The sequence below is a fragment of the Gordonia sp. McavH-238-E genome (assembly GCF_022348225.1).
Classification (GTDB): Bacteria; Actinomycetota; Actinomycetes; order Mycobacteriales; family Mycobacteriaceae; genus Gordonia; species Gordonia terrae.
Window position 1 is genome coordinate 170,550 of the sequence record NZ_JAKRFE010000009.1, and the last position, 22,614, is coordinate 193,163.

Genomic DNA, 22,614 nt, shown 5'->3' on the forward strand with positions numbered 1-22,614 from the left:
TCGGTCGGCACCCGACGCCCGCACAGCGTCGGCGACACCGACGCCTCCGGGTTCGAACTCACCCCTTGGGAACCTTGGCCGCGGCGACGTCGTCGGGATAGCCGTCGTAGTACTCGGTGTAGCCCTTCTCCTTGCCGAGCAGTACGTGGAGTCGGTCGGCCTCGGCGTCGGCGTATCCCTCCTTGCGGAGCTCGACCTTGCGGTTCTTGAAGGTCGAGGTCTGCTCGAAGTCGTCGACGATCCGCACGAACAGCGGCACCGCGTACGACGGCAACGCGTCGTAGAGGTGACGGGCGAACTTGCTCGGATCGAGGTCGGCGCCCTCACGCAGCTTGATCGCGATCATCCCGGCGCGACCGTCGGTTCCCGGGACCTCGACGCCGTACGCGACGGACTGGGCGACGGCCTCGTAGGAGTCGACCGCCCCCTCGACCTGGGTCGTGGCGACGTTCTCACCCTTCCAGCGGAAGGTGTCACCGAGCCGGTCGACGAAGGCGATGTGGGCGAAGCCCTGATCGCGGACGAGGTCACCGGAGTTGAAGTAGGAGTCGCCATCCTTGAAGGCGTCGCGGATGATCTTCTTCTCGGTCTCCTCGGAGTCGGTGTAACCGTCGACGGGCACCCGGTCACTGATCTGCGCGAGCAGCAGGCCGGTGCCGCCCCGGCCGACCTTCACGAGCCGACCGTCGTCGCCGCGCTTGGGGTTCCCCTCCTCGTCGTACTCCACGATCTTGTACGGGAGCGGGCAGAAGCCGGCGGTCTTGTCGACGCTGAACGCGTTGACGAACGCGAGGTTGAGTTCGCTGGCCCCGTAGAACTCGACGACGCGGTCGACGCCGAACCGCTCGCGGAACTCGTCCCAGATGTCCGGGCGCATACCGTTGCCGACCACGGTGTGTACGGAATGCTGGCGATCGGTGGGCTTCTCGGGCTGCGCGAGAAGGTAGCGACACAATTCGCCGATGTAGCAGAAGGCCGTCGCACGGTTGAGGATCACGTCGTCCCAGAACTTCGACGCCGAGAACGACCGCCCGATGGCGATACACGCGCCGGAGGCGAGGACCGACGACAGTGAGACCGACAGCGCGTTGTTGTGGTAGAGCGGCAGCGGCACGTACATGGTGTCGCTGTGGCGCAACCGCACCGCGAGACCACCGATGCCGGACAGGCTCGCCAGCCACCGGTTGTGGCTCATCACGCTCGCCTTCGGCATTCCGGTTGTACCGGAGGTGAAGATGTAGAAGGCCTTGGTCGACGCGGGCAGCTGCTCGGTGACCTCCGGATCGGCCTCGGAGAGCCCCTCGGCGGCGGCGTCGAACTCGGCGAAGTCGTAGACATGTTGCGGCAGAACCGATTCCGGAATCGAGTCGAACGCCTCGGCACACTCGGGATCGTGGATGAGGACCGTGGCCTCCAGCAGTCCGACACTGTGCTCGAGCACCTCACCGCGCTGGTTGTAGTTCAGCATCCCGGCGATGGCACCGAGTTTGACGGTGGCGAGCATCAGCAGCAGGTCGGTCGTGCAGTTCTTGGACAGCAGCGCCACCACGTCGCCCGTGCCGACGCCGTCGGCCGAAAGCGCTGCGGCGTAACGGTTCACCCGGCGGTTGGCCTCACCGTAGGTGGTCGTGCGGCCCTCGAACCGGACGAAGGGGCGGTCGGGGTGCTCGGCCGCGAGCTTCTGGAAGACCGAACCGATGGTCCGCTTGGCCTCGGGTGGGCGACGGATGAGCCCCGGTGCGTGCTTGATCATCCCGGTCGCATGTGGCGCCATCTTCACCACACCACGAAGAAGGTCGGGGATACCGACCGTCTTCTTCACGCTCTGCTGCCGATTGTCCTGCTGCTCGACCTCTGGGGACATCTGCCCTCCGCTCTCCCGCTGGCATATCAGGTGCCCCGCGCACCCACGCGCTACCCTACCGGCCGGTAGCAAGGCCTCACCGTGCCGTCGCCAACTCCACCGCGTCGGACACCGACCGCGAGATGAGCAGTCGGTCCAGCGATCGCCGGGCGACGAACCCGGTTGTCGACAACTCTCGCAGCCAGTCGAGCAACGGCGCGTAGAAATCGGAAGGATCGAGCAGGACGACCGGCTTGTCATGCATCCCGAGATAGCCACCGGTCCAGGTCTCGAAGAGCTCCTCGAGCGTCCCGATCCCGCCCGGCAGGGTGATGAACCCGTCGGCGCGCTCGTCCATGAGCCGCTTGCGTTCGCGCATGGTCTCGGTGACGACGAGTTCCCCCGAACCGAGGTCGGCGACCTCGTGCTTCATCAGCGCGCGGGGGATGATGCCGATCGTGTGACCGCCCGCCTCGCGGGCGGCGTTGACCAGCGCGCCCATCATGGAGATGTTCCCGCCACCGGAGACGACGACATGCCCCTGCTCGGCCAGGGTCCGCCCGACCTCGGCGGCGAGGTCGAGATAGGGCTGGTCGACGGGACCGGACGCGCAATAGACACAGACAGCACTCACCGGGCAATCGTGCCATCGCCGCCCGACCCGGTCATCTCGGCCCTCAGGGCGTGGCGGCCTCGATCGCGGCGACCACGTCATCGGGGTCGTCGACGACGGTGAGCAGGTCCAGATCCTCGGGCGAGATCATCCCGCGCGCGGCGAGGACATCGCGCATCCAGGCCAGGAGCCCGCCCCAGAAGTCGCTGCCCACCAGCACGATCGGGAATCGCACCACCTTCTTGGTCTGCACGAGGGTCAGCGCCTCGAAGAGCTCGTCGAGCGTGCCCATCCCGCCGGGGAGACAGACGAACGCCTGCGCGTACTTGACGAACATCGTCTTGCGGACGAAGAAGTACCGGAAGTTCATCCCGAGATCGACCCACGGGTTGAGGCCCTGCTCGAAGGGCAGCTCGATGTTGAGGCCGATGGACTGGGCACCCGCCTGGCGGGCGCCCTGATTGGCGGCCTCCATCGCTCCGGGCCCACCGCCGGTGATGACCGCATACCCGGCCTCGCCGAGCGCACGTCCGACCCGCACCCCGAGCGCGTATTCGGGCGATTCCGGGGCGAGGCGGGCGGAGCCGAACACGGTGACGGCCTCGGCCACCTCGCTCATGGCGTCGAACCCGGCCACGAACTCCGACTGGATGCGCAGCACGCGCCACGAGTCGCGCATGGTCCGCTCCGAGCGCCGCTCGGCGTCGCGCGGGTCGACCCACTCGAGCAGCCGTCGATCGGTGGTCTTGCCCTGCTGATCCCGGCGGATGCGGATGGGCCCGACGTAGCAGGTGTCGGGATCGGTTCCGTCGGTGTCGGTGGCGGGATCGGGCGTGGTCGACATGGCGGTCACGCTAGCAGCGTGGCCGGGCCACCCGATCCGGCCACTCAGGACAGGTAGTCGCGCAGCAGCTCGGTCACCGCGCGGATCTGCTCCACCGGGACCCGCTCGTCGACGCGGTGCGCGAGGTTGGGGTCGCCGGGACCCAGGTTCACAGCCGGGATGCCCAGCGCCGAGAACCGCGACACATCGGTCCACCCGTATTTCGCGCGGAAGCGGCCACCCGCGGCCTCGACGAGCGCCGCAGCGGCCGGGTGTGCCAGACCCGGCAGGGCGCCGGCGGCCGAATCGGTGACCGCCAGCTCGATGACACCGTCGGCCAGGTCGGCGGCGAACACCTCGCGCACGTGGTCGAGGGCCTGATCGATCGAGCGGTCGGGCGCGAAGCGGAAGTTCACGTCGACGTGTGCGGCGTCGGGGATCACGTTGCCCGCGACCCCGCCCCCGACGGCGACCGCGGACAGACCTTCGCGGTACTCACAGCCGTCGATGTCGACCCGACGGGCCTCGTAACCCGCCAGCGTGGTCAGGACATTGCCGAGCTTGTGGATGGCGTTGTCGCCCATCCACGACCGGGCCGAGTGCGCCCGGGTCCCCGACGTCGACAGCCGGACCCTGAGTGTTCCTTGGCATCCCGCCTCGATGAGCCCCGCGGTCGGCTCGCCCAGGATCGCCACGTCGCCGGCCAGCCATTCGGGGAGTTCCCGTTCGATGTCGTTGAGGCCGTTGAACTCCGCCGCGATCTCCTCGCAGTCGTAGAAGATCAGCGTCAGGTCGGAGGCCGGCTCGGGCAGCGTTGCCGCCAGGTGGAGGAACACCGCGTCACCGGACTTCATGTCGACGGTGCCGCAGCCGTGCAGGACGTCACCGTCCGCCGGATGGGTCTCACGGCGGTGCGGGAGGTTGCCGGCCACCGGCACGGTGTCGAGGTGACCGGCGAGGATGACTCGCCGGGCATGCCCCCGATCGGTACGGGCGAGAACGCGATTGCCGTGTCGGAGGATCTCGAAACCGGTTGTCTGCGCCCGCAGTGCGGCCTCGACCGCGTCGGCGATGGCCGATTCGTTGCGCGACTCGCTCTCGATGTCGACGAGCGCGGCGGTCAGGTCGACGGGATCGGCGGTCAGGTCGAGATCGGGAGTGCTCACCCCTTCACCGTAGTGAGCCCATCTCGGCGGCGCCGAAGGAGACGCTGAACTTCACGCACCAGAGGAACACCGACGGATAGTCGCCCGGGTCGACGTCGGCGGGGATCTCGTAGAGCTGGTCGCCCTTGTTGCCCTTGATCATGCCGAGGTCGACGTGCGGGGCCCCGGCGGCCGTGCGCCAGCCGGCGAATCCCTCGACCACCTCCCCCTGTGACAGCCACACGTGGACGTCCGGGCCGGTGGTGGTGTCCAGGTTCTCGATCGCCAACACGCGTGAACCGTCGGGTTGTTCGATGACCGAGACCGTTCCGGAGGTCGAATGCTCATGGCTGATCAGGCTTCCGCGCGAGACCACCACCGGTCCGGCGGGGGGCGCCTGGCCCGGCGCCGAGGTCGTCGGGGTGACCGCCACGGGGATCGCGTCGTCGATCTCGGTGTCGACGAAGATCAGCCACGGCTGGAAGACGACGGCCCCGACCGCCAGCACCGCGACGAGCACGACGCCGAGGCCGCCGAGCACCCACGGCCAGCGGCGACGTCGCCGCCGGGGCGGTGCAGGTGGCTGCGGATGACCGGTCATGGTGGCGACCATACGAGCGCCGCACGGCACGTGACCAGGACTTTGGGCCGAATGGATGACGGTAGAGCGGCGTCGGGGCACCGGTGGCGGCGCGGGACGACGGGCAGCGATCACCTAGACTCACCTGTCGTGACATCTACTGGCGCACACGCAACTGGCATCGCGACCGTGACCGACGGGGGTTCGACTCCCGGCGTCGTCCTCGACGTCTGGTTCCCCGAACCCGAGCTCGACGGTGTCGAGACCGCCGAGACCGTGACCCTCGACGACGAGTCGACGCCGGCCCATCTCCGCGATCTGGTGGGCGTCGACGAGGCCCGCGGGGTGAAGACCATCGCGGTCCGCACCGGCATCGCCGACATCGCGGCCGCACCCATCGACGCCTACGACGTCTACCTCCGGCTCCACCTGCTGTCACATCGCCTCATCACCCCGCACGGCGCCAACCTCGAGGGCATCTTCGGGATGCTCACCAATGTCGTCTGGACCAACCACGGCCCATGCGCGGTCGAGAACTTCGAGTCGGTGCGGGCGAAGCTGCGTGCGCGCGGACCGGTCACCGTCTACTCGATCGACAAGTTCCCGCGCATGGTCGACTACGTCGTGCCCGGCGGCGTGCGGATCGGCGACGCCGACCGCATCCGCCTCGGCGCGCACCTGGCGGCCGGCACCACCGTGATGCACGAGGGCTTCGTGAACTTCAACGCCGGCACCCTCGGGTCGTCGATGGTCGAGGGCCGCATCTCCGCGGGCGTCGTCGTCGGCGACGGCTCCGACATCGGCGGCGGCGCCTCGACGATGGGCACCCTGTCGGGCGGCGGCAAAGAGATCATCGCGCTGGGCAAGCGCTGTCTCCTGGGCGCGAACTCCGGCTGCGGCATCCCGCTGGGTGACGACTGCGTCATCGAGGCCGGCCTCTACGTGACCGCAGGCACCAAGGTCACCGGACCCGACGGCACGCAGATCAAGGCGCGCGATCTGTCCGGCCAGTCCAACCTGCTGTTCCGTCGCAACAGCCTGACCGGCGCGGTCGAGGTCGTGCCGTGGAAGGGCGACGGCATCGCCCTCAACGAGGCGCTGCACAAGAACGACTGAGTCCGGCCGACGCCACCGTCGCGCACTGGCCGGATCGGTGATCGCGACGTATGGTGGGCTCATGAGCACATCGAACAATAGTTCGACGAACGATTCCGACGACGTCCTGGGCGCAGGCGCCGGAAACACCACCGAAAAGGACCCGGACGACTGGGTGACCGGTGACGAGCCGATGACCGGCGCCCAGCGCAGCTACCTCGACACCCTCGCACGAGAAGCCGGCGAGACGCTCTCGGCCGACCTCACCAAGGCCGAGGCCTCCGAGGAGATCGACCGGTTACAGCAGAAGAGCGGCCGCGGCTGATCCGGTCGGGACTGATCGGGCCGGGGCTCAGGCGGCCAGGCGGGCGACGGCCGCGCTGATCCGTTCATCGGTGGCGGTGAGCGCCATCCGAACGTGGCGTTCACCCGCCGGGCCGTAGAAATCACCGGGGGCGCAAAGGATTCCACGCGTGGCGAGCCAGTCGACGGTCTCCCGGCACGGTTCGTCCCGGGTTGCCCAGAGGTACAGGCCCGCCTCGGAATGGTCGACCCGGAAGCCCGCACCCTCGACCGCGGCCTTCAACAGCCGACGACGGGCTGCATAGCGTTCACGCTGCTCGTCGACATGCGCGTCGTCGCGCAGCGCGGCGGTCATCGCCCCCTGTATCGGGAACGGCACGATCAGTCCGGCATGCTTGCGGACCGCGAGCAGTTCGCCGATGAGATCGGGGTCGCCGGCGAAGAAGCCGGCACGGTACGACGCGAGGTTCGAGATCTTCGACAGCGAGTGGACGGCGAGCAGCCCGGTGTGGTCGCCGTCGCAGACCCGGGGGTCGAGGATCGACAGCGGCTCGCCCTCCCAGCTCAACCCGAGATAGCACTCGTCGGACACGACGACGGTCCCCCGCTCGCGTGCCCATCCGACGACCTTGCGCAGATGGTCGAGACCCAGCACCTTGCCGGTCGGATTCGACGGCGAATTGATGAACATCAGCGCCGGGTTCATCGGCCCCAGGGCGACGGTCGAGTCGGCGCGCACCGGCCGGGCACCCGCGAGCAGCGCGCTCACCTCGTAGGTCGGGTACGCGACCTCGGGGATGACCACGTCGTCGCCGGGCCCCAGTCCGAAAGTCGAGGCGAGACCCGCGATCGCCTCCTTGGTCCCGATCACCGGGAGGATGCCCGCCTCGTCGAGACCGGAGACCCCGTGCCGCCGGACCAGCGACTCCGCGGCCGCCTCGCGCAGCTCGCGCGTCCCGATCGTCGTCGGGTACCCCGGGAACGTCGAGTTGTCGGCGAGCGCGTCACGGATGAGGGCGGGCACCGGGTCGACGGGCGTGCCGACCGAGAGGTCGACGATGCCGTCGGCGTGGGCCCCCGCCGTCGCCTTCGCGTCGGCGATCGTGTCCCAGGGAAAGTCGGGTAGGCGCCCGCTCACCCGGGTCGAGGTGACGCGTAGCGGAGCGGCCGCACGGGATACAGGACTGCTCATGCCGAGCCGGTCAGTCCTCTTCGTTCATCGGCGGGAGTCCCTTGATGAACGCCGGATCGGCGTCGGTCTTGCCGACCTTGCTGGCGCCGCCGGGCGAGCCCAGGTCGTCGAAGAAGTCGGCGTTCGCGCTGACGTAGGGCTCCCACTCGTCCGGCACATCATCTTCGTAGAAGATCGCCTCGACCGGGCACACCGGTTCGCACGCACCGCAGTCGACGCACTCATCCGGCTGGATGTAGAGCATGCGTCCACCCTCGTAGATGCAGTCGACGGGGCATTCCTCCACGCAAGCCTTGTCCAACACGTCGACGCAAGGCTCCGCGATGATGTAGGTCACCACTCACTCCTTCGCTAGGGAAGATCCGGGTCGGCGCGACGAGAAGTGCGGGTTCGGCGTCGAACAGCACTCCGGCGTCGGCGCCGGTACGGCTCGAGGGCTGGTCGAACCGCACCCCACAGTATCCGCCCCGGTGGACGCTGCGACGAAATCGGCCCCCGCCCAGAACCGCCTGGATCGGCCTTCGAGTAACGAGGATCACACTCGGACCGCACGCGAGCGCCTCGGGTTTCGCTCAGCGTGCCGACAAACCTCGACGCCGCGACCATCCGCGGGCAGTGTCGGGCGCATGATCGTCGTCGACGAATCCGTCCTGAGGGGACACCGACCCGCGGGTGCGTGCGCCCGGGTGCCGCACCGACCCACCGCGCGGTCGATGTCGATGTGCTGTTGCTGAACCGATCGGCCTCATCACATCCTCATCGACCCACGCAAGGATTCGCCATGACCTCCACCCTCGCCCGCACCGAATGGGCGTCTCGGTCCTCCGCTGCCCCACGCACCATCAGCCACCTGCCGACGCGGCTCCGGCCCGCCGACCTCCTCCGTATCACCGATCAGGGCGTCGCCGACGTTCTCGACGGCCGGCACGACGCCGTGCTCCCGAACGTCTGGGACGAGCGGCACCGCTGGTCGACGCGACTGCACGCCGACGACGACGTCGATGTGTGGCTGATCAGCTGGACGCCGGGAGAGGCCACCGAACTCCACGACCACGCCGGCTCGCTCGGCGCGCTCACCGTGCTGTCGGGCAGCTTGCGCGAGTACCACTGGACGGGAGACGATCTCGCGGTGCGCATCCTCGACGCCGGCGACCAGGCCGCCTTCCCCCTCGGCTGGGTGCACGACGTCGTGCGGAACCCGGTCGTGGCCGCGCCGGAGCCGTCGACGAGTGAGCAGCCTGTCGCACTGGTGACCCCGACGCTGAGCGTGCACGCCTATTCCCCGCCGTTGACCGCCATGTCCTACTACGACATCTCCGAGGGCGGGTACCTGCGCCGCAACCGGACCGTCCTCACCGACGAACCCGAATGAGCGCTCACCGGACCATCGACGACGTGCTCGCCGACGCGCGGTCGCGGATCGCGCGGGTCGAGCCCGTCGACGTCCCCGCGGAGCTGGCCGACGGCGCGGTGCTGGTCGACATCCGGCCCGCGGCCCAGCGCGCCGAGGAAGGCGAAGCGCCGGGGGCTCTCGTGATCGAACGCAATGTCCTCGAATGGCGCTGCGATCCGGCGAGCGACGCACGTATCGACCAGGCAGTCGACCACGACGTCCGCTGGATCATCCTGTGTTCGCAGGGTTATACGTCGAGTCTCGCCGCGGCGGCGCTGCAAGAGCTCGGACTCCACCGCGCGACCGACGTCATCGGCGGATACGAGGCTCTGGCACCGGTTCTCGGTTGACTCTCAGGCCACCGCGGGCCAGGGCCGTGGCGCGGGGCGGGTGTCGACGGCGAGGCCGGTGACCGGGTCCGCGAGTGCGGACACATGGTGCGCGAGGGCCGGATCGATCCAGTCGGTACCGTTCAGCACATAAGGCGGCTGCGCGGTGATGCGTTCGGTGAGAACGAAATCGGACTCCGCGGTCCGCGCGGCCAGAGCGTCGAGGTGGGGCCAGGGGCGCTCCGGGTTGACGTGGTCGGGCGTCAAAGGTGACACCCCACCCCAGTCGTCGACGCCGGAGGCGATCAGGGCAGCGCACTCGGCGGGCGACACGAGGTTCGGCGGCGCCTGGATCCGCATGTGCGGGCCGAGGACGATCCGGGCGACCGCGACGGCGGCGAGGAACTCGGTCATCTCCGCATCGGGCGTCGAGCGCATCGCGGTGTCCGGCTTCGCGCGGAAGTTCTGCACGATCACCTCCTGGATGTGCCCGCCCTCGGCGTGCACATCGGCGAGGGCCAGCAGCGATTCGGCTCGCTCGGTGAGGGATTCGCCGATCCCGACGAGGATTCCGGTGGTGAACGGAACGCGGGCGGTGCCCGCGTCGCGCAGCACCTGCATGCGGACCAGAGGGTCCTTGTCGGGACTTCCGTAGTGCGCCTGCCCCTTCTCGGTGAACAGGCGTCGCGACGTCGTCTCCAGCATCATCCCCATCGACGGCGCGACCGGCCGCAGGTGGCGGAGCTCGTCGAGGCTCATCACACCGGGATTGAGGTGCGGCAGCAGACCCGTCTCCGACAGCACCGCGACCGCGGCCGCGCGCACGTAGTCCAGCGTCGAGGAGTATCCCCGTTCGGCGAGCCACTCGCCGGCCTGGGGCCACCTGTCCTCCGGTCGGTCGCCGAGGGTGAAAAGGGCTTCCTTGCAGCCCAGTTCGGCGCCGCGCCGCGCGAGATCGACGACCTGGTCGAGTTCGAGATACAGGCCCTCCCCCGCTCGGGCGAGCTTCCCGGGGACAGTCACGAAGGTGCAGTAGTGACACCGGTCGCGGCACAGGCGGGTCAGCGGGATGAACACCTTGCGCGAGTAGGTGATCTGACGCGACCTGCCGACCGCCGCGAGGCCTTCGTCGCGGATCGCCCCCGCGATCGACTGGAGTTCGGTGAGGTCCTCGCCCGAACAGGACAGGAGCGCCACGGCGTCGTCGAGACCGATCGGCGCGCGCTCGTGAGCGGCGGCCAGCGCCCCGCGGATGATGGACTTGTCGGTCATTCCTGCCCCTCCTCGGGTGTTCCGGTGCCGGGATCGGCGGGATGTGGTTCATAGGGTGCGGGGTCGAACGTGCCGTTGCGTTCGCGGAACGACGCCGCGGTGCCCGGCCAGAGCAGGGTCAGGCGACCACTGTCCGGATCGACATACCAACTGTCACAACCGGTCATCCACACGGTCGACTCGGCGCGCGCGTCGATCTCCCGCGTGTAGGCCTCTTCTGCGGCGGGCGACACCGCCAGGGTCCCGATCCCGTTGTCGGCCATGTACTCCAACGCGCCCAGGACGTAGTCGAGCTGCGTCTCGATCATGTAGATCGCCGAGTTGTGTCCGAGTGCGGCATTCGGCCCGTCCAGGACGAACATGTTGGGGAAACCGCTGACGACGGTCGAGGCATGGGAAGTCATGCCTGCGGACCAGTGCTCGGACAGCCGACGTCCGGCGCGGCCGGTGATACGCGACGCCGCGGGCGGTCGCGCGGCCTCGAAACCGGTCGCCATCACCAGGACGTCGAGGTCGTAGGTGCGGCCGCTGTGCGCGGTGGCCTTGGACTCGGCGACCGACGTCAGCGCGCTCGGCTCGAAGACCACGTTCGACCGCTGCAACGCCGGGTAGAAGTCGTCACTGAGAAGGATGCGCTTGCAACCGATCTCGTAGTCGGGGGTCAGCTGCTCACGGAGGCCGGCGTCGGCCACCTGCCCGTGCAGGTGGTCTCGGGCGCGCGCCCGGATCTGGTCGATGTCCGGATGCAACCCGAGTCGCTGCCGGAACGCCGAGTCGGCCTCGATCAGCAGGTGCTCGCGCACCTCGGCGGCGACGACCGGATCGAGCATCGCGACGCGCTCGTCGGCGGTGTAGCTCCGATCCGCCCGCGGCACGACATACGGCGCGGTACGAGAGAAGACGACGAGGTCCTCGGCGACCTCGGCGAGGTGCGGGACGAGTTGCACGGCCGACGCACCGGTCCCGACGACCCCGACCCGCGCACCGGCCACCGCGACGGCGTCGTGCCAGCCGGCCGTGTGGACGACCTGTCCCGGAAAGGTGTCGAGCCCTTCGATGTCGGGGATGCGCGCCTCCGACAACCGCCCCACGGCCAGGACCAGCGTACGGGCGCGGAACGTCGCGGACCGCCCGTCCGGCGCGGCGGCAGTGATCATCCAGTGTGCACCGCGCTCAACCCAGACGGCTTCGTGCAGTTCCCGATTGAGATGAATCCGATCGGCCAGCCGTTCGTCGACGACGATCTGCTCGAGATAGCTGCGGATCTCGGCGCCGCGCGGGAACCGCGCGGACCAGTCCGCGGGCGGCCGGAACGAGAACGAGTACAGGTGCGCGGGGATGTCACAGGCGATTCCGGGATAGGTGTTGTCGCGCCACGTGCCTCCCACGCCGTCGGCGCGTTCGAGAACGACGAACGACTCCCGGCCTCGGCGCGCGAGTTGCGTCGCCATGCCGAGTCCGGCGAAGCCCGCGCCGATGATGACCACATCGACGTCATCCATCATCAGCGACGACGGTCGCATCTCGTTCGACGGCCCGGCCTCGGACGGTGTCCGGCTCACGCGGACACCGTGGGCAGTGGGAGCAGCCGGCCCGGTCCCGGCACCCCATAGCGGGTGGTGCGCTGACGCGGCGCCCGTCCGGCTCGCGCCGCGATGTCGACGACGGCGGCCGCGTCGAGCACACGACCGGCTTCCGGCCCGGCCGTCGGCATCAGCGTGCCGTCGAGCAGCAGACCGCCCAGATCGTCGGCACCGCCCCGCAACACCCGATCGACGGTGGCGGCGGGAAGCTTCGTCCACGCCACCTGGAGATGGTCGAGAAGGCCCGCGGCCATGAGTCGGGCCACGGCGTGCACCGCTCGGGTCTCCCGTTCCGACGCCGTCCGGGTCGCGGTCCCGGCGAGGTGCGGCGGCACGTTCTCGGGCAGCAGCGGCATCAGGATGAGCTCGCTGAAACCGCCCGTGCGACGCTGGATCTCGAGCAGGAGCCGCAGGTGGGCGACCTGGTGCGCAGGCGTCTCGACGTGCCCGTAGAGCATCGTCGCGGTGGAGAAGAGGCCCACCCGGTGAGCGGTCTCGATGACATCGACCCAGCTGCCGACCGGCGGTGCCGAGCCGGTGGGCGACAGCGTCGCACGCACGGTGTCGTCGAGGATCTGGGCAGCGGTCCCCGGCACCGATCCCAGGCCTGCCGACCGCAACCGCTCGAGATGGTCGGCAACCGACACCCCGGCGCGCTCGGCGCCGTCGACGATCTCCGGTGCCCGGTATGCGTGGAGGTGCAGTCCGTCGGCGGCCCCGGTGATGACTTCCACGAGCCGGACGTATTCGTCGGCCGGGAGCTCCGCGGGCAGTGGTCCCTGCATGCAGATCTCGGTCGCCCCGAGACCGACCGCCTCGGCGACCAGGTCGTCCAACCCGGGATCGTCGGGGCCGAGAAAGCTGACGACCCCCGTGTCGAAGTTGCGGTTGACGACGAACGTCAGCACATCCGGATCGGTGACGCGGCGACGCACGGAGTCGGCGAGGTCGCACAATTCGTCGAGCTGCGCACCCGAGGCACCCAGCAGCGCAACCCAGCCGTCATCATCCAGGGCGTCGGCCCCGAGAGTCGGGTCGTCACGAACACGGCTCAGTGCGGCCGTGACGCGCTCGATCGGGGCCAGGATGTCTTCGGCCCACGCGCGCAGAAGCATGTCTCTCACTCTAACTCCGCACCGCGAAGTGCAGCGCAGAGCGCCCCGTCGCCGGGCGGTCACTCGGGTTCGGGCAGCCGACCCGTCCAGGCCAGCGCGACGCACGGCCCGACGCCGAGCACCAGGAGCAGAAGGGTCTGCACCAGGTAACCGCCGCTGATCGACAGCACGACATCACCGCCCGGCCCGGGGAATCCGCCGGCGATGACGACGACGAGCCCCCAGGCGGCGAGCGGGCCGTACCGCCACGGGGTGGCGGTGAAGGCGGACGCGAGCCAGAGCAGGGCCGCGTTGACCGCCCCCGCGACGAGCGCCGCCACGGGTAGCGCGACACCACCGAAGCGCTGGTAGGTGAACGCGACGCCGAGGAGTCCGACCGCGAACCCGTCGACGATCAGGAAGCCCAGGAGGAGCCGGTCGAGGACGGAACCCGGTGCGGGGCGAGCCGAACGTGTCATCGTCGCAATCCCGGTCTCAGTCGATCCCGGCGAACAGGTCCGACTCGCGCGTGTCCGCGGCACCGAGGGACTCGTGGCGTTCCGGCTCGGTGAGGATGAAGTGCTCCGCACGGGCGATCGGCTGCAGGATGTTGTTCGACAGGGCGTACTCGGTACCCGACGCGGCGACGGTCACCTGGGTGGCGTGGGCGGCCAGTGCGGCGACCTTGTGGGCGAGGTACGCGCTGATGTCGATCTCGGTGGTGATGTCGGCATCGGGATAGCTGGGGAGCTCACCGTCGTGCGGCATCCGCCAGCCGTGGGGCACGGTGACGGCTCGGGCCAGCCCGGACTCGAGGGCACTGCGTTCGGTCACCGATTCGTAGACCTTGACCGGACCCGACCCGACTTCGCGGGCCCGCGCGACCGCGGCGGCCGTGACCTCGTGGACGAGTTTGTGATCGGGATGCCCGTACGTGCCGGATGCGTCGTAGCTGACGACCACCTGCGGTGCGAACTCGGTGAGCACGTCGACCAGCGCACCGACCGGCTCGTCGAACGCCGCCCGCACGAGCGCGCGCGGGTGGTTCGCGGACGGCGCGCCGGCCATGCCGGAGTCCCGCCAGCGCCCGGCGCCGCCGAGGAACCGCGGCCGCAGCGGCGCGCGGCCGTCGGGAGTGAGCGCGGCCAGTGCCCGCGAGAGCTCGAGAATCCGGAAGCCCCCCAGCTGATCGGCACCGCCGTCGGCGACCAGTTGCGCCCACTCGTCCCCGATCACCTCGCCCTCTTCGCCGAGGGTGAAGGTCAGCACCCGCACGTCGACGCCCTCCGCGAGATACCGGGCGATGGTGCCGCCGGTCATGATCGTCTCGTCGTCGGGATGCGCGTGCACGAGCAGCAACCGACGACCGGCGGGGGTACCGGTCACGACAGCTCCCAGTTCACCGCGGTCCCGAAGATCGAGACCTGGATGGGCCCGGTGAGCGGGACGTCGCGCACGGCCGGCGTGGTTCCCACGACCATCGAGTCCTGGTACAGCGGCAGGTAGATCGCCTGGGCGGCCAGGAGCGGTTCGGCCTCGTTCAGGGTCGGGATCGGGTCGTCCTCGGAGAGCGCGGTGCGGGCGAGCTCGATCAGTCGCGGATCACACAGCCCGGAGATGTTGCTGGCGTAGCTGTCCCCGGGATCGCCTCCGCTCGGCGCGATGCTGGTGGGGGTCGGGGGCGTCGCGGGCGACGGTTCGGTACCGGGTTTGGGCTGGTTGCAGTCGACCTGCGAGGCGAGCGAGGCTGCCGGGGGCACCCCGAGGCCGGACCATCCGACGACCAGGTCGACACGTTTGTTCGTGAGTGCCGACCCGTACAACTCGCTGTTGGGGAGCGTGACCACCTGCGCCCGCACACCCGCCCCACGGAGCTGGTCGACGATGCTCGACGCCGCCGACGTGGTCCGCGGATCGCCGGCCACCGCACCGACACGGACGATGAGGTCCTGTCCGTCGCGCTGGAACGGCAGGATGCCCTCGGGCAGCTCCGGCACCTCGACCAGACCCTCGATCGGGGCGTCCGTCGCACCGGGCGTCGTGGACCCACCGGCGGACGGTGACCCGGATGCGGGGGGTGAGGACGGCGGGACCGAGGGTGCCGCCGAGGAGGATTCGGACGACGCCGACGGGACCGGGGATGCGGAACCGACGGGTTCCGGCGCGGCCCGACGGTAGCCCGCAGACCCCAGCAATGCGTCGATCTCGGCCGGCCCGACACGGGGTCGGTCCACCGGTGAATAACCGGGGTCCGACGGCGCGAAGACCGTGTTGGCGAACGGCTCGACGACCCAGTCCCCGGCGCCGGCGAAGGTCGTCAGCCGCGGATCGACCAGTCCGAGGATCGCGCGGCGGACCTCGACCGAGCTCATCGCGTCGGTGCGGGCGTTCACGCTCACCCCGAGTGACCGCGACGTCAGGCTGCGCGCGGTCTCCAGACCGGGCAGGGCGGTCAGTTCGGCGTCGGTGGCCGGCGAGGCGCCCAGGGCCACGACGGCCGAGTCGCCGGAGCGCACGGAGTCGAGCATCTGGGCCGAGGTGCCCGCGCGGCGCAAGACGACCTGATCCAGCCGTGGCGGGGTGACCCAGTACCGGTCGTTGCGGGCGAGCCGCACCTCGTCACGGGTCTTGTCGATGCCGACGATCGCGTACGGACCGGCCGACACCGGCTTGCCGGTGTCCATCCCGGTCTGGAAACCTGCCGGCGCTCCCTTCAGCACGTGACTCGGCAGAAGTCCGGTGAACAGTTCCCGCCAGGCCGGGAACGGCCGCTCGAACCGGACCTCGACGACCTTGCCGCCCTCCCGGGATTGCACCGAGTCGATGAGGCGGTAGCCGGCCGGCGCCACCACGTTGGGTTGCCGGGACATCTGCTGCCACAGGAAGTTGAAGTCGTCGCCGGTCACCGGCAGCCCGTCGGACCACTGGGCGTCGGTGTGGATGCGGTAGGTCACGGTGAACGGCGCCCGCGAGGTGACCTCCGCGGAGGTCACGAACGAACGCTGGAGTTCCCACACCGTCCCGCCCGGTGTCTGGACCGGGGCGAAGGCACTCGGCAGCGTCATCGCCGCGACCGCCGTGGTCACCGGGTTCTGATCCGCCGCGATGTGCGGATTGAACCCGGAGCCGACCGAGTCGGTGGCGATGTAGATCGTCTTCTCCACCGGGTACTCGGTCGGGGTGGGCGGCGGCCCGGTGTCGCGGACCGGTGGCGGCGGGTCGGACATGCACGCCGTCAGCACGACGAGCAGGGCGATCCCGCACGAGACCACGCCGAACAGCCGGCCCCGGACGCGATTCGTGGTCTCGCGGCCTGGTCGTGGTCTCGCGCGATTCACCTCGGATACCCCCATGACAAAGAAGCTGCTCGGTCCGTCAGACGTGTCTACCACCGTGCACGGGCGCTGCCGTACCGCCGAACCGTCAGCTGACAGCGGCATCCCGGGACTTGGCGCGCGAACGCTCGCGGGCACGGGTGTTCGAGTCCAGGTGGACCTTACGGACGCGGACCACCTCCGGGGTCACCTCGACACACTCGTCGGCGGCGCAGAACTCCATCGCACCCTCGAGATCGAGCTGCATCGGCTTGGCGAGGGTCTCCATGACGTCGGCCGACGACTGACGCATGTTGGTCAGCTTCTTCTCGCGGGTGACGTTGATGTCGAGGTCTTCTTGACGCGGGTTGATGCCCACGACGTGTCCCTCGTAGGAGTCCTCGCCCGGGTTGACGAAGAACGTGCCCCGGTCGGCGAGCTGGATCATGGCGAACGGGGTGACGGTGCCGGCGCGATCGCTGACGAGCGAGCCGGTGTGGCGGGCGCGGATCTCGCCGGCCCAGGCGTCGTACCCGTCGAAGACGGCGTTGGCGATGCCGGTGCCGCGGGTCTCGGTGAGGAAGTCGGTGCGGAAACCGATCAGGCCGCGGGACGGCACGATGAACTCCATCCGGACCCAGCCGGTGCCGTGGTTGTTCATCTGCTCCATGCGGCCCTTGCGCGCTGCGAGCAGCTGGGTCACCGCGCCGAGGTACTCCTCCGGCACGTCGACCGTCAGGTGCTCGAAGGGCTCCTGGATCTTGCCGTCGACCTTGCGGGTGACCACCTGCGGCTTGCCGACCGTCAGCTCGAAGCCCTCACGACGCATCTGCTCGACGAGGATGGCGAGCGCGAGCTCACCACGGCCCTGCACCTCCCAGGCGTCGGGGCGGCCGATGTCGAGCACGCGCAGCGACACGTTGCCGATCAGCTCGGTGTCGAGGCGCTGCTTGACCATCCGGGCGGTCAGCTTGTGACCGGACACCCGGCCGGCCAGGGGCGATGAGTTGGTGCCGATGGTCACCGAGATCGCCGGCTCGTCGACCGTGATGCGCGGCAGCGGCTGCGGGTTCTCCAGATCGGCGAGGGTGTCGCCGATCATGATCTCCGGCATTCCGGCGACGGCGACGATGTCACCGGCCGACGCGGACTCGGCGGGGGCGCGATCGACGCCGACCGTGGCGAGGAGCTCGGTGATCTTGGCGCGCTCGACGACGGGTTCACCGTCGACCTCGCGGCACCAGGACACCTGCTGACCCTTGCGGAGGGTGCCGTTGTGGATGCGGACGAGCGCGAGGCGACCCAGGAAGGCCGAGGCGTCCAGGTTCGTGACGTGTGCCTGCAGGGGCGCGTCCGGGTCTCCCTTGGGAGCCGGGACGTGCTCGAGCAGGACGTCGAAGAACGAGTCGAGGTTCTCCCCGGCCGGGATCTCGCCGTCGGCCGGCTGCTCGGTACTGCACACGCCGGCGCGGCCCGAGGCGTAGAGCACCGGCAGCTCCAGGACGAGCTCGGCGGCTTTCGCGGCCTCCTCGTCGAGGTCGGATGCGAGGTCGAGAAGGAGGTCCTGCGTCTCGTCGACGACCTCCTGGATGCGGGCGTCGGGTCGGTCGGTCTTGTTGACGACGACGATCACCGGGAGTTCGGCGGCCAGCGCCTTGCGGAGCACGAAGCGCGTCTGCGGCAGCGGGCCCTCGGAGGCGTCGACGAGGAGGACGACACCGTCGACCATCGACAGACCGCGCTCGACCTCGCCACCGAAGTCGGCGTGGCCGGGGGTGTCGATGACGTTGATGACGACCTCGGTGCCGTCCGGCTGGCGCCGGTGGACCGCGGTGTTCTTGGCGAGGATGGTGATGCCCTTTTCACGTTCGAGGTCACCGGAGTCCATCACCCGGTCGACGACCTCGGCGCGCTCGCCGAAGACGCCGGACTGGCGCAGCATGGCGTCGACGAGTGTGGTCTTTCCGTGGTCGACGTGCGCGACGATCGCGACGTTGCGGAAGGTGGGGGCAGCGCTCACTGGCTCTCTTTCGTGTGGGTGGGGACCTGCGGCGACGGACGGCGCTCGGCTCACTGCGGAACGTCGGCGACGCTCGCATCCGAACGGCTCTGACCGGCGCGGGGAGCAGATCACCTAGGGATTCAATGTGACAGAGTATCGGCTCGGACGGTGAGACCGCGATCACAGCACCCACAAAGGCGATAGTTAGGGTCTGCTAACCTCGCCGTATGGGCAAGGTCGACCCGACCAGAGTGGGCTCGTTGAAGCCCAAGAAGAAGTGTTGCAAGAGTTCCACGCGCTGCGTTCGCTGCCCGGTGGTCATCCATCGGATGCGCAAGCTCGACACCTCCGACATGTCGAAGAAGGAACTCCACAAGGCGTTGAAGAAGGCGCGCGCCGCCTGACCACGGGTCAGCCCGGCGGTGTCTCGCCCTCGCGGTCGACGAGCCGATCGTCCTCGTCGCCCGATCGGACCGCGACGGCCACCGCGACGAGGGCGATGCCGGCCGCTTCGAGTGGCCGCGGAACCTGTCCGAGTGCGAGCAAGCCGATCACCGACGCCGTCACCGGCAGCAGTGCGAGCAGGATCGCGAACCTCGCCTGTCCGACTCTCCGCAGCACGATCTGGTCCAGGGCATACGGCACCGCGGTCGACGCGATGCCCAGCAGCAGGCCCTGCGCCAGCACGGCCGGCAGGGCGGCACCCGCGCGCACCGCGTCGGCCACCCACCACGCGAGCGGCGCGGTGAGCAGTGCGGCCACCGCGAAGCCGGTGGCCAGATCCTCCACGCCCGCACCCCGCGCCGCGACGCGTTTGCCCAGGACGATGTACCCCGCCCAGCAGGCGGCCGCGGCCAGCGCCAGGACGACGCCGATCGCCGTCCCCGACCACCGGACATCGGCGATCAGGACGACGCCGACCGCCGCCAGCACGAGCGCGGCGACGTCGCGACGCGTCGCAGAACCCAACGCGGCCACCACGATCGGACCCAGGAACTCCAAGGCGACGGTCGTACCGAGCGGCAGATGTGCGAGGGCCTCGTAGAAGGCGATGTTCATCCCGGCGGTGATCAGCCCGAAGCACGCCGCGAGGCGTAGCCGTTCCCACCGCCAGGCGGTCCGCGGTGGCCGCACCCACAGCAGCAGCACCAACGCGGCCCCGACGATCCGCAACCAGGCGACCGCGGCCGGGGAGATGACGTCGAACAGGCCGACGGCAACGGCCGCGCCGAGGTACATCGACGTCGCGCCGACGACCATCAGGCCCGGCGGGACGAGCAGGTCGCGTCGCGTCACCGGCACGGCTAGGCCCCCATTACCGCGCGCATCGTCACGGCCCGATCACCGCGACGCGTTCGGGCACCAGACGCATCCGGACCCGGTCGCCGACGGCGACCGATGCGTCTGTCACGGCGTCGATCTCGCCGACCGGGGTGTCGATGCGCACGCGCGGGCCGGCCGGGAGTTCGGCGACGAGCATGACTGTCGCTGTCGCTGCCGTGTCCTCGTCCGCCCCCGGCGACGCCGGGCCGATCGAGACCGACTCGGGCCGCAGACCGAGTCTGCGACTGCCGTCGGGGAGGTCGAGTGGCATCTCACCGAGCACGGTGTCGGCAACACCCGACCGGACCTGCGCGTCGACGACGGTCGTGGCGCCGAGGAATCGTGCGGTCCACTCGTCGACCGGGCGTCGCCACAGCCCCGCCGGGGCGTCGGTCTGGATCATCACGCCGTCACGCATCACCGCGATCTCGTCGGCCATGGTCGCGGCTTCGGCGTGATCGTGGGTGACCACCATCGTCGGGACACCGGCCGCGCGGACGATCTCCGAGATCTCCACCGCCAGTTCGTCTCTCATACGTCGGTCGAGGGCCGCGAGCGGTTCGTCGAGCAAGAGCAGCCGCGGGCGCGGGGCCAGCGCACGGGCGAGTGCGACGCGCTGCGCCTGGCCGCCCGACAGGGTGTCGACGAGACGTCTGTCGTAGCCGGTGAGGCCGACCACATCGAGCATCTCGGCGACGCGTTCGGCGATGGCGCGGCGCGACCAGCGCCGCACCCGGAGTCCGTATCCGATGTTCGACGCGACGCTGCGCCCGCCGAAGAGCTGCCCGTCCTGGAAGACCACGCCGAAGTCCCGGCGATGGACCTCCACCCCGGCGAGGTCGACACCGCCGAACCGCACGGTTCCCCGGACCGGCGACTCGAGCCCGGCGATCGCCCGGATGAGGGTCGACTTGCCACACCCCGACGGGCCGAGGATCGCGGTCACCAGGGAGCCGTCTCCCCCGAGCCGCCAGGACAGGCCGTCGATGACGGTCTCGTCGCCGTACGCAACGGTGAGATCACGGACTTCCAATGAATTCCCGGGGGTCACAGCAGCGGGACCTCCGAGCGGGGACGGAACGCCTCGACCGCGACGACGGCGAGAACCGTCGCGACGACCAGGACCACGGAGGCGGCCATGGCGGTCGCCAGATTGTCGGCACCCGGCCGGTTGAGGGCCGACCCGATCAGCACCGGGAGGGTGGTCGTGTCCGCGCGGGCGAGAAAGCTCGTCGCGCCGAACTCGCCCAGGGCCATGACGAAGGCGAAACCCCCGGCCGCTCCCATCGACCTGCCGATGATCGGCAGATCGACCGTCGCGAACACCCGAATCGGCCTGGCTCCCAGCGTCGCCGCGGCGTGCCGCAGCCGGGCCGGCACCGATTCGAGCGCGGGCATCATGATCCGGATGACCACCGGTATCGCGATGAGCGCCTGGACGAGCGGGATGACCGCGGGCGACGCGGCGATCTCGTAGGGCAGCGACGCCAACACGATGAGATATCCGAATCCCAGTGTGACGGCGCTGATCCCGAGTGGCACGAGCGACACCGCCGAACCGATCGCCCCGACCACCCCGTGTGCGCGGTGGAGCGCGACCGCGGCGAGTGTCCCCACCACCAACGCGATGGCGGTCGCCGCGGTCGCGGTCACCAGTGAATACCGCAGACTCTCCAGCGGCGTCACCCCGTTGACCGGTTCGGCCAGTGCGCGATAGCCGGCGAACGTCCAGTCGCCGTGCGCGACCGGCCGGACCGACCGCACCATCAGCACCACGACCGGCCCGACGAGGAGTACCGCCGTCCATGCCCCGACCGCCCAGACGGCCGGCCGCGTCCACCGGCCGCCGGCGACCCTGCGGTCGCGTTCGGCCCGCCGCGCACCGCCGCCCGATCCGCGGCCGGCCGGATCGGCGAACACCCGTGTCAGCAGCAACGCGGCGAGCACCACCACGATCTGCAGCATCGACAGGGCGACCGCCTCGGGGATGCGGAAGTATCCGATGGCCTGGGTGTAGATCTCGGTCTCCAGGGTGCGCAGCTCGCCCGCGCCGAGGATGATCACGACGCCGAAACTGGTGGAACAGAACAGGAAGATGAGCGCTGCGGCCGACGCGATCGCGGGCACGAGTCGCGGCACGACCACGGTCAGCGTCGCCCGTATGCGGCTGGCGCCCAGCGACCGTGCCGCCTCGAGCAGCCGTGGATCGAGGTTGCGCCAGGCCGCGCCGACGACGCGGACGACGACGGCGATGTTGATGAAGACGTGGGCCGCGAGCACGGCCGGCAGCCCGGACTCGATGTGCAGGAACGCGAGTGGGCCCGACAGCAACGAGCGGAACGCGACGCCCACGACGACGGTGGGCAGCACGAACGGCACGGTCACCACGACGGCGAGGACGACAGCGGTGGCCCCGCGCACCCGGGCGAACAACCACGCGATGGGGGCGGCGGCGGCCAGCGCCAGGACGGTCGACGCCGCCGCCTGACCGAGGGTGACGCCGAGAAGTCCCAGCGCGTCGGTACGTTCGAGCAGTTCACCCAGGCCCGCCCCCGAGTCGCGGGCGATCGACACGGCCCGCCGGACGAGGGCGACGACCGGCCACGCGAACAGCACCACGATGAACAGTGCCGGGAGGAGCCACAGCGCCACCGGTCCGGCAGCCCGGGACGCCCGGGTCACCGCCGTCCCGGCGCGGGTCACCGAGGCA

General features: G+C 70.0%; 22 protein-coding genes. 5 read left to right on the forward strand and 17 right to left on the reverse strand.

Annotated features, from left to right (window positions below; genetic code table 11):
- Positions 1 to 58 precede the first annotated feature (58 nt).
- The 5 genes from MHN80_RS15670 to MHN80_RS15690 all read right to left on the reverse strand — a co-directional run bounded on the left by MHN80_RS15670 (position 59) and on the right by MHN80_RS15690 (position 4,965).
- The gene (locus MHN80_RS15670; RefSeq protein ID WP_239402568.1) at positions 59 to 1,864 is read right to left on the reverse strand and encodes a long-chain-acyl-CoA synthetase; all 1,806 of its coding nucleotides are present in this window, start codon (positions 1,862 to 1,864) and stop codon (positions 59 to 61) included.
- A 76-nt stretch (positions 1,865 to 1,940) separates the two neighbouring features.
- The gene (locus MHN80_RS15675) at positions 1,941 to 2,477 is read right to left on the reverse strand and encodes a TIGR00730 family Rossman fold protein (RefSeq protein ID WP_004019224.1); all 537 of its coding nucleotides are present in this window, start codon (positions 2,475 to 2,477) and stop codon (positions 1,941 to 1,943) included.
- A gap of 43 nt (positions 2,478 to 2,520) precedes the next feature.
- Entirely contained in the window at positions 2,521 to 3,300 is a 780-nt protein-coding gene (locus MHN80_RS15680) for a TIGR00730 family Rossman fold protein (RefSeq protein ID WP_239402569.1), read from the reverse strand.
- 44 nt (positions 3,301 to 3,344) lie between these two features.
- Positions 3,345 to 4,445, reverse strand: a complete 1,101-nt coding sequence (gene dapE, locus MHN80_RS15685) for a succinyl-diaminopimelate desuccinylase (protein ID WP_239402570.1) — start codon at positions 4,443 to 4,445, stop codon at positions 3,345 to 3,347.
- 4 nt (positions 4,446 to 4,449) lie between these two features.
- Entirely contained in the window at positions 4,450 to 4,965 is a 516-nt protein-coding gene (locus MHN80_RS15690) for a DM13 domain-containing protein (protein WP_004019221.1), read from the reverse strand.
- 189 nt (positions 4,966 to 5,154) lie between these two features.
- Here MHN80_RS15690 and dapD point away from each other — a divergent pair, with 189 nt between their 5' ends.
- Together dapD and MHN80_RS15700 are read left to right on the forward strand one after the other, a co-directional pair.
- Positions 5,155 to 6,120: a 2,3,4,5-tetrahydropyridine-2,6-dicarboxylate N-succinyltransferase gene (dapD, locus tag MHN80_RS15695; protein WP_081486967.1), complete on the forward strand. Its 966-nt coding sequence runs from the start codon at positions 5,155 to 5,157 to the stop codon at positions 6,118 to 6,120.
- Between the two features lie 61 nt (positions 6,121 to 6,181).
- Positions 6,182 to 6,424 carry a DUF3072 domain-containing protein gene (locus tag MHN80_RS15700; RefSeq protein ID WP_239402571.1) on the forward strand — a complete coding sequence of 81 codons (243 nt, stop codon included), beginning with the start codon at positions 6,182 to 6,184 and terminating at the stop codon, positions 6,422 to 6,424.
- A gap of 27 nt (positions 6,425 to 6,451) precedes the next feature.
- On the opposite strand, the gene dapC is transcribed toward MHN80_RS15700, so the two are convergent.
- Both dapC and fdxA read right to left on the reverse strand, forming a co-directional pair.
- Entirely contained in the window at positions 6,452 to 7,594 is a 1,143-nt protein-coding gene (gene dapC, locus MHN80_RS15705; RefSeq protein WP_239402572.1) for a succinyldiaminopimelate transaminase, read from the reverse strand.
- A gap of 10 nt (positions 7,595 to 7,604) precedes the next feature.
- Entirely contained in the window at positions 7,605 to 7,934 is a 330-nt protein-coding gene (gene fdxA, locus MHN80_RS15710; RefSeq protein ID WP_004019217.1) for a ferredoxin, read from the reverse strand.
- Between the two features lie 441 nt (positions 7,935 to 8,375).
- Here fdxA and MHN80_RS15715 point away from each other — a divergent pair, with 441 nt between their 5' ends.
- On the forward strand, positions 8,376 to 8,966 hold the full coding sequence (locus MHN80_RS15715; RefSeq protein WP_239402573.1) for a cysteine dioxygenase family protein: 591 nt from the start codon (positions 8,376 to 8,378) through the stop codon (positions 8,964 to 8,966).
- On the forward strand, positions 8,963 to 9,337 hold the full coding sequence (locus MHN80_RS15720; protein ID WP_004019215.1) for a rhodanese-like domain-containing protein: 375 nt from the start codon (positions 8,963 to 8,965) through the stop codon (positions 9,335 to 9,337). Before MHN80_RS15715 ends, MHN80_RS15720 begins: the two co-directional genes overlap by 4 nt.
- Before the next feature lie 3 nt (positions 9,338 to 9,340).
- On the opposite strand, the gene cofG is transcribed toward MHN80_RS15720, so the two are convergent.
- The 7 genes from cofG to typA form a co-directional block, all read right to left on the reverse strand.
- Positions 9,341 to 10,588 (reverse strand): 7,8-didemethyl-8-hydroxy-5-deazariboflavin synthase CofG, encoded by a 1,248-nt coding sequence (gene cofG, locus MHN80_RS15725; RefSeq protein ID WP_239402574.1) that lies wholly within the window; start codon positions 10,586 to 10,588, stop codon positions 9,341 to 9,343.
- Positions 10,585 to 12,093 carry an NAD(P)/FAD-dependent oxidoreductase gene (locus MHN80_RS15730; RefSeq protein WP_239402673.1) on the reverse strand — a complete coding sequence of 503 codons (1,509 nt, stop codon included), beginning with the start codon at positions 12,091 to 12,093 and terminating at the stop codon, positions 10,585 to 10,587. The genes cofG and MHN80_RS15730 overlap by 4 nt, the downstream gene beginning before the upstream one ends.
- Before the next feature lie 53 nt (positions 12,094 to 12,146).
- Positions 12,147 to 13,286, reverse strand: a complete 1,140-nt coding sequence (locus tag MHN80_RS15735; RefSeq protein WP_239402575.1) for an FO synthase — start codon at positions 13,284 to 13,286, stop codon at positions 12,147 to 12,149.
- Positions 13,287 to 13,345: 59 nt separating this feature from the next.
- Entirely contained in the window at positions 13,346 to 13,744 is a 399-nt protein-coding gene (locus tag MHN80_RS15740) for a hypothetical protein (RefSeq protein WP_004019211.1), read from the reverse strand.
- 16 nt (positions 13,745 to 13,760) lie between these two features.
- Positions 13,761 to 14,651 carry an N-acetyl-1-D-myo-inositol-2-amino-2-deoxy-alpha-D-glucopyranoside deacetylase gene (mshB, locus tag MHN80_RS15745; RefSeq protein ID WP_239402576.1) on the reverse strand — a complete coding sequence of 297 codons (891 nt, stop codon included), beginning with the start codon at positions 14,649 to 14,651 and terminating at the stop codon, positions 13,761 to 13,763.
- Positions 14,648 to 16,618 (reverse strand): ABC transporter family substrate-binding protein, encoded by a 1,971-nt coding sequence (locus tag MHN80_RS15750; protein ID WP_064571152.1) that lies wholly within the window; start codon positions 16,616 to 16,618, stop codon positions 14,648 to 14,650. Before MHN80_RS15750 ends, mshB begins: the two co-directional genes overlap by 4 nt.
- Before the next feature lie 70 nt (positions 16,619 to 16,688).
- Positions 16,689 to 18,599, reverse strand: coding sequence for a translational GTPase TypA (typA, locus tag MHN80_RS15755; RefSeq protein ID WP_004019208.1), 1,911 nt, complete (start codon positions 18,597 to 18,599; stop codon positions 16,689 to 16,691).
- A gap of 209 nt (positions 18,600 to 18,808) precedes the next feature.
- Between typA and MHN80_RS15760 the strand changes: the two genes are divergently transcribed.
- The gene (locus tag MHN80_RS15760; RefSeq protein ID WP_004019207.1) at positions 18,809 to 18,985 is read left to right on the forward strand and encodes a hypothetical protein; all 177 of its coding nucleotides are present in this window, start codon (positions 18,809 to 18,811) and stop codon (positions 18,983 to 18,985) included.
- Positions 18,986 to 18,992: 7 nt separating this feature from the next.
- On the opposite strand, the gene MHN80_RS15765 is transcribed toward MHN80_RS15760, so the two are convergent.
- From MHN80_RS15765 to MHN80_RS15775, 3 genes are all read right to left on the reverse strand, one after another.
- On the reverse strand, positions 18,993 to 19,841 hold the full coding sequence (locus tag MHN80_RS15765; protein WP_239402674.1) for a DMT family transporter: 849 nt from the start codon (positions 19,839 to 19,841) through the stop codon (positions 18,993 to 18,995).
- 70 nt (positions 19,842 to 19,911) lie between these two features.
- Positions 19,912 to 20,955, reverse strand: coding sequence for an ABC transporter ATP-binding protein (locus MHN80_RS15770; protein WP_239402577.1), 1,044 nt, complete (start codon positions 20,953 to 20,955; stop codon positions 19,912 to 19,914).
- Positions 20,952 to 22,607, reverse strand: coding sequence for an iron ABC transporter permease (locus MHN80_RS15775; RefSeq protein WP_239402578.1), 1,656 nt, complete (start codon positions 22,605 to 22,607; stop codon positions 20,952 to 20,954). The genes MHN80_RS15770 and MHN80_RS15775 overlap by 4 nt, the downstream gene beginning before the upstream one ends.
- Positions 22,608 to 22,614: the final 7 nt, after the last annotated feature.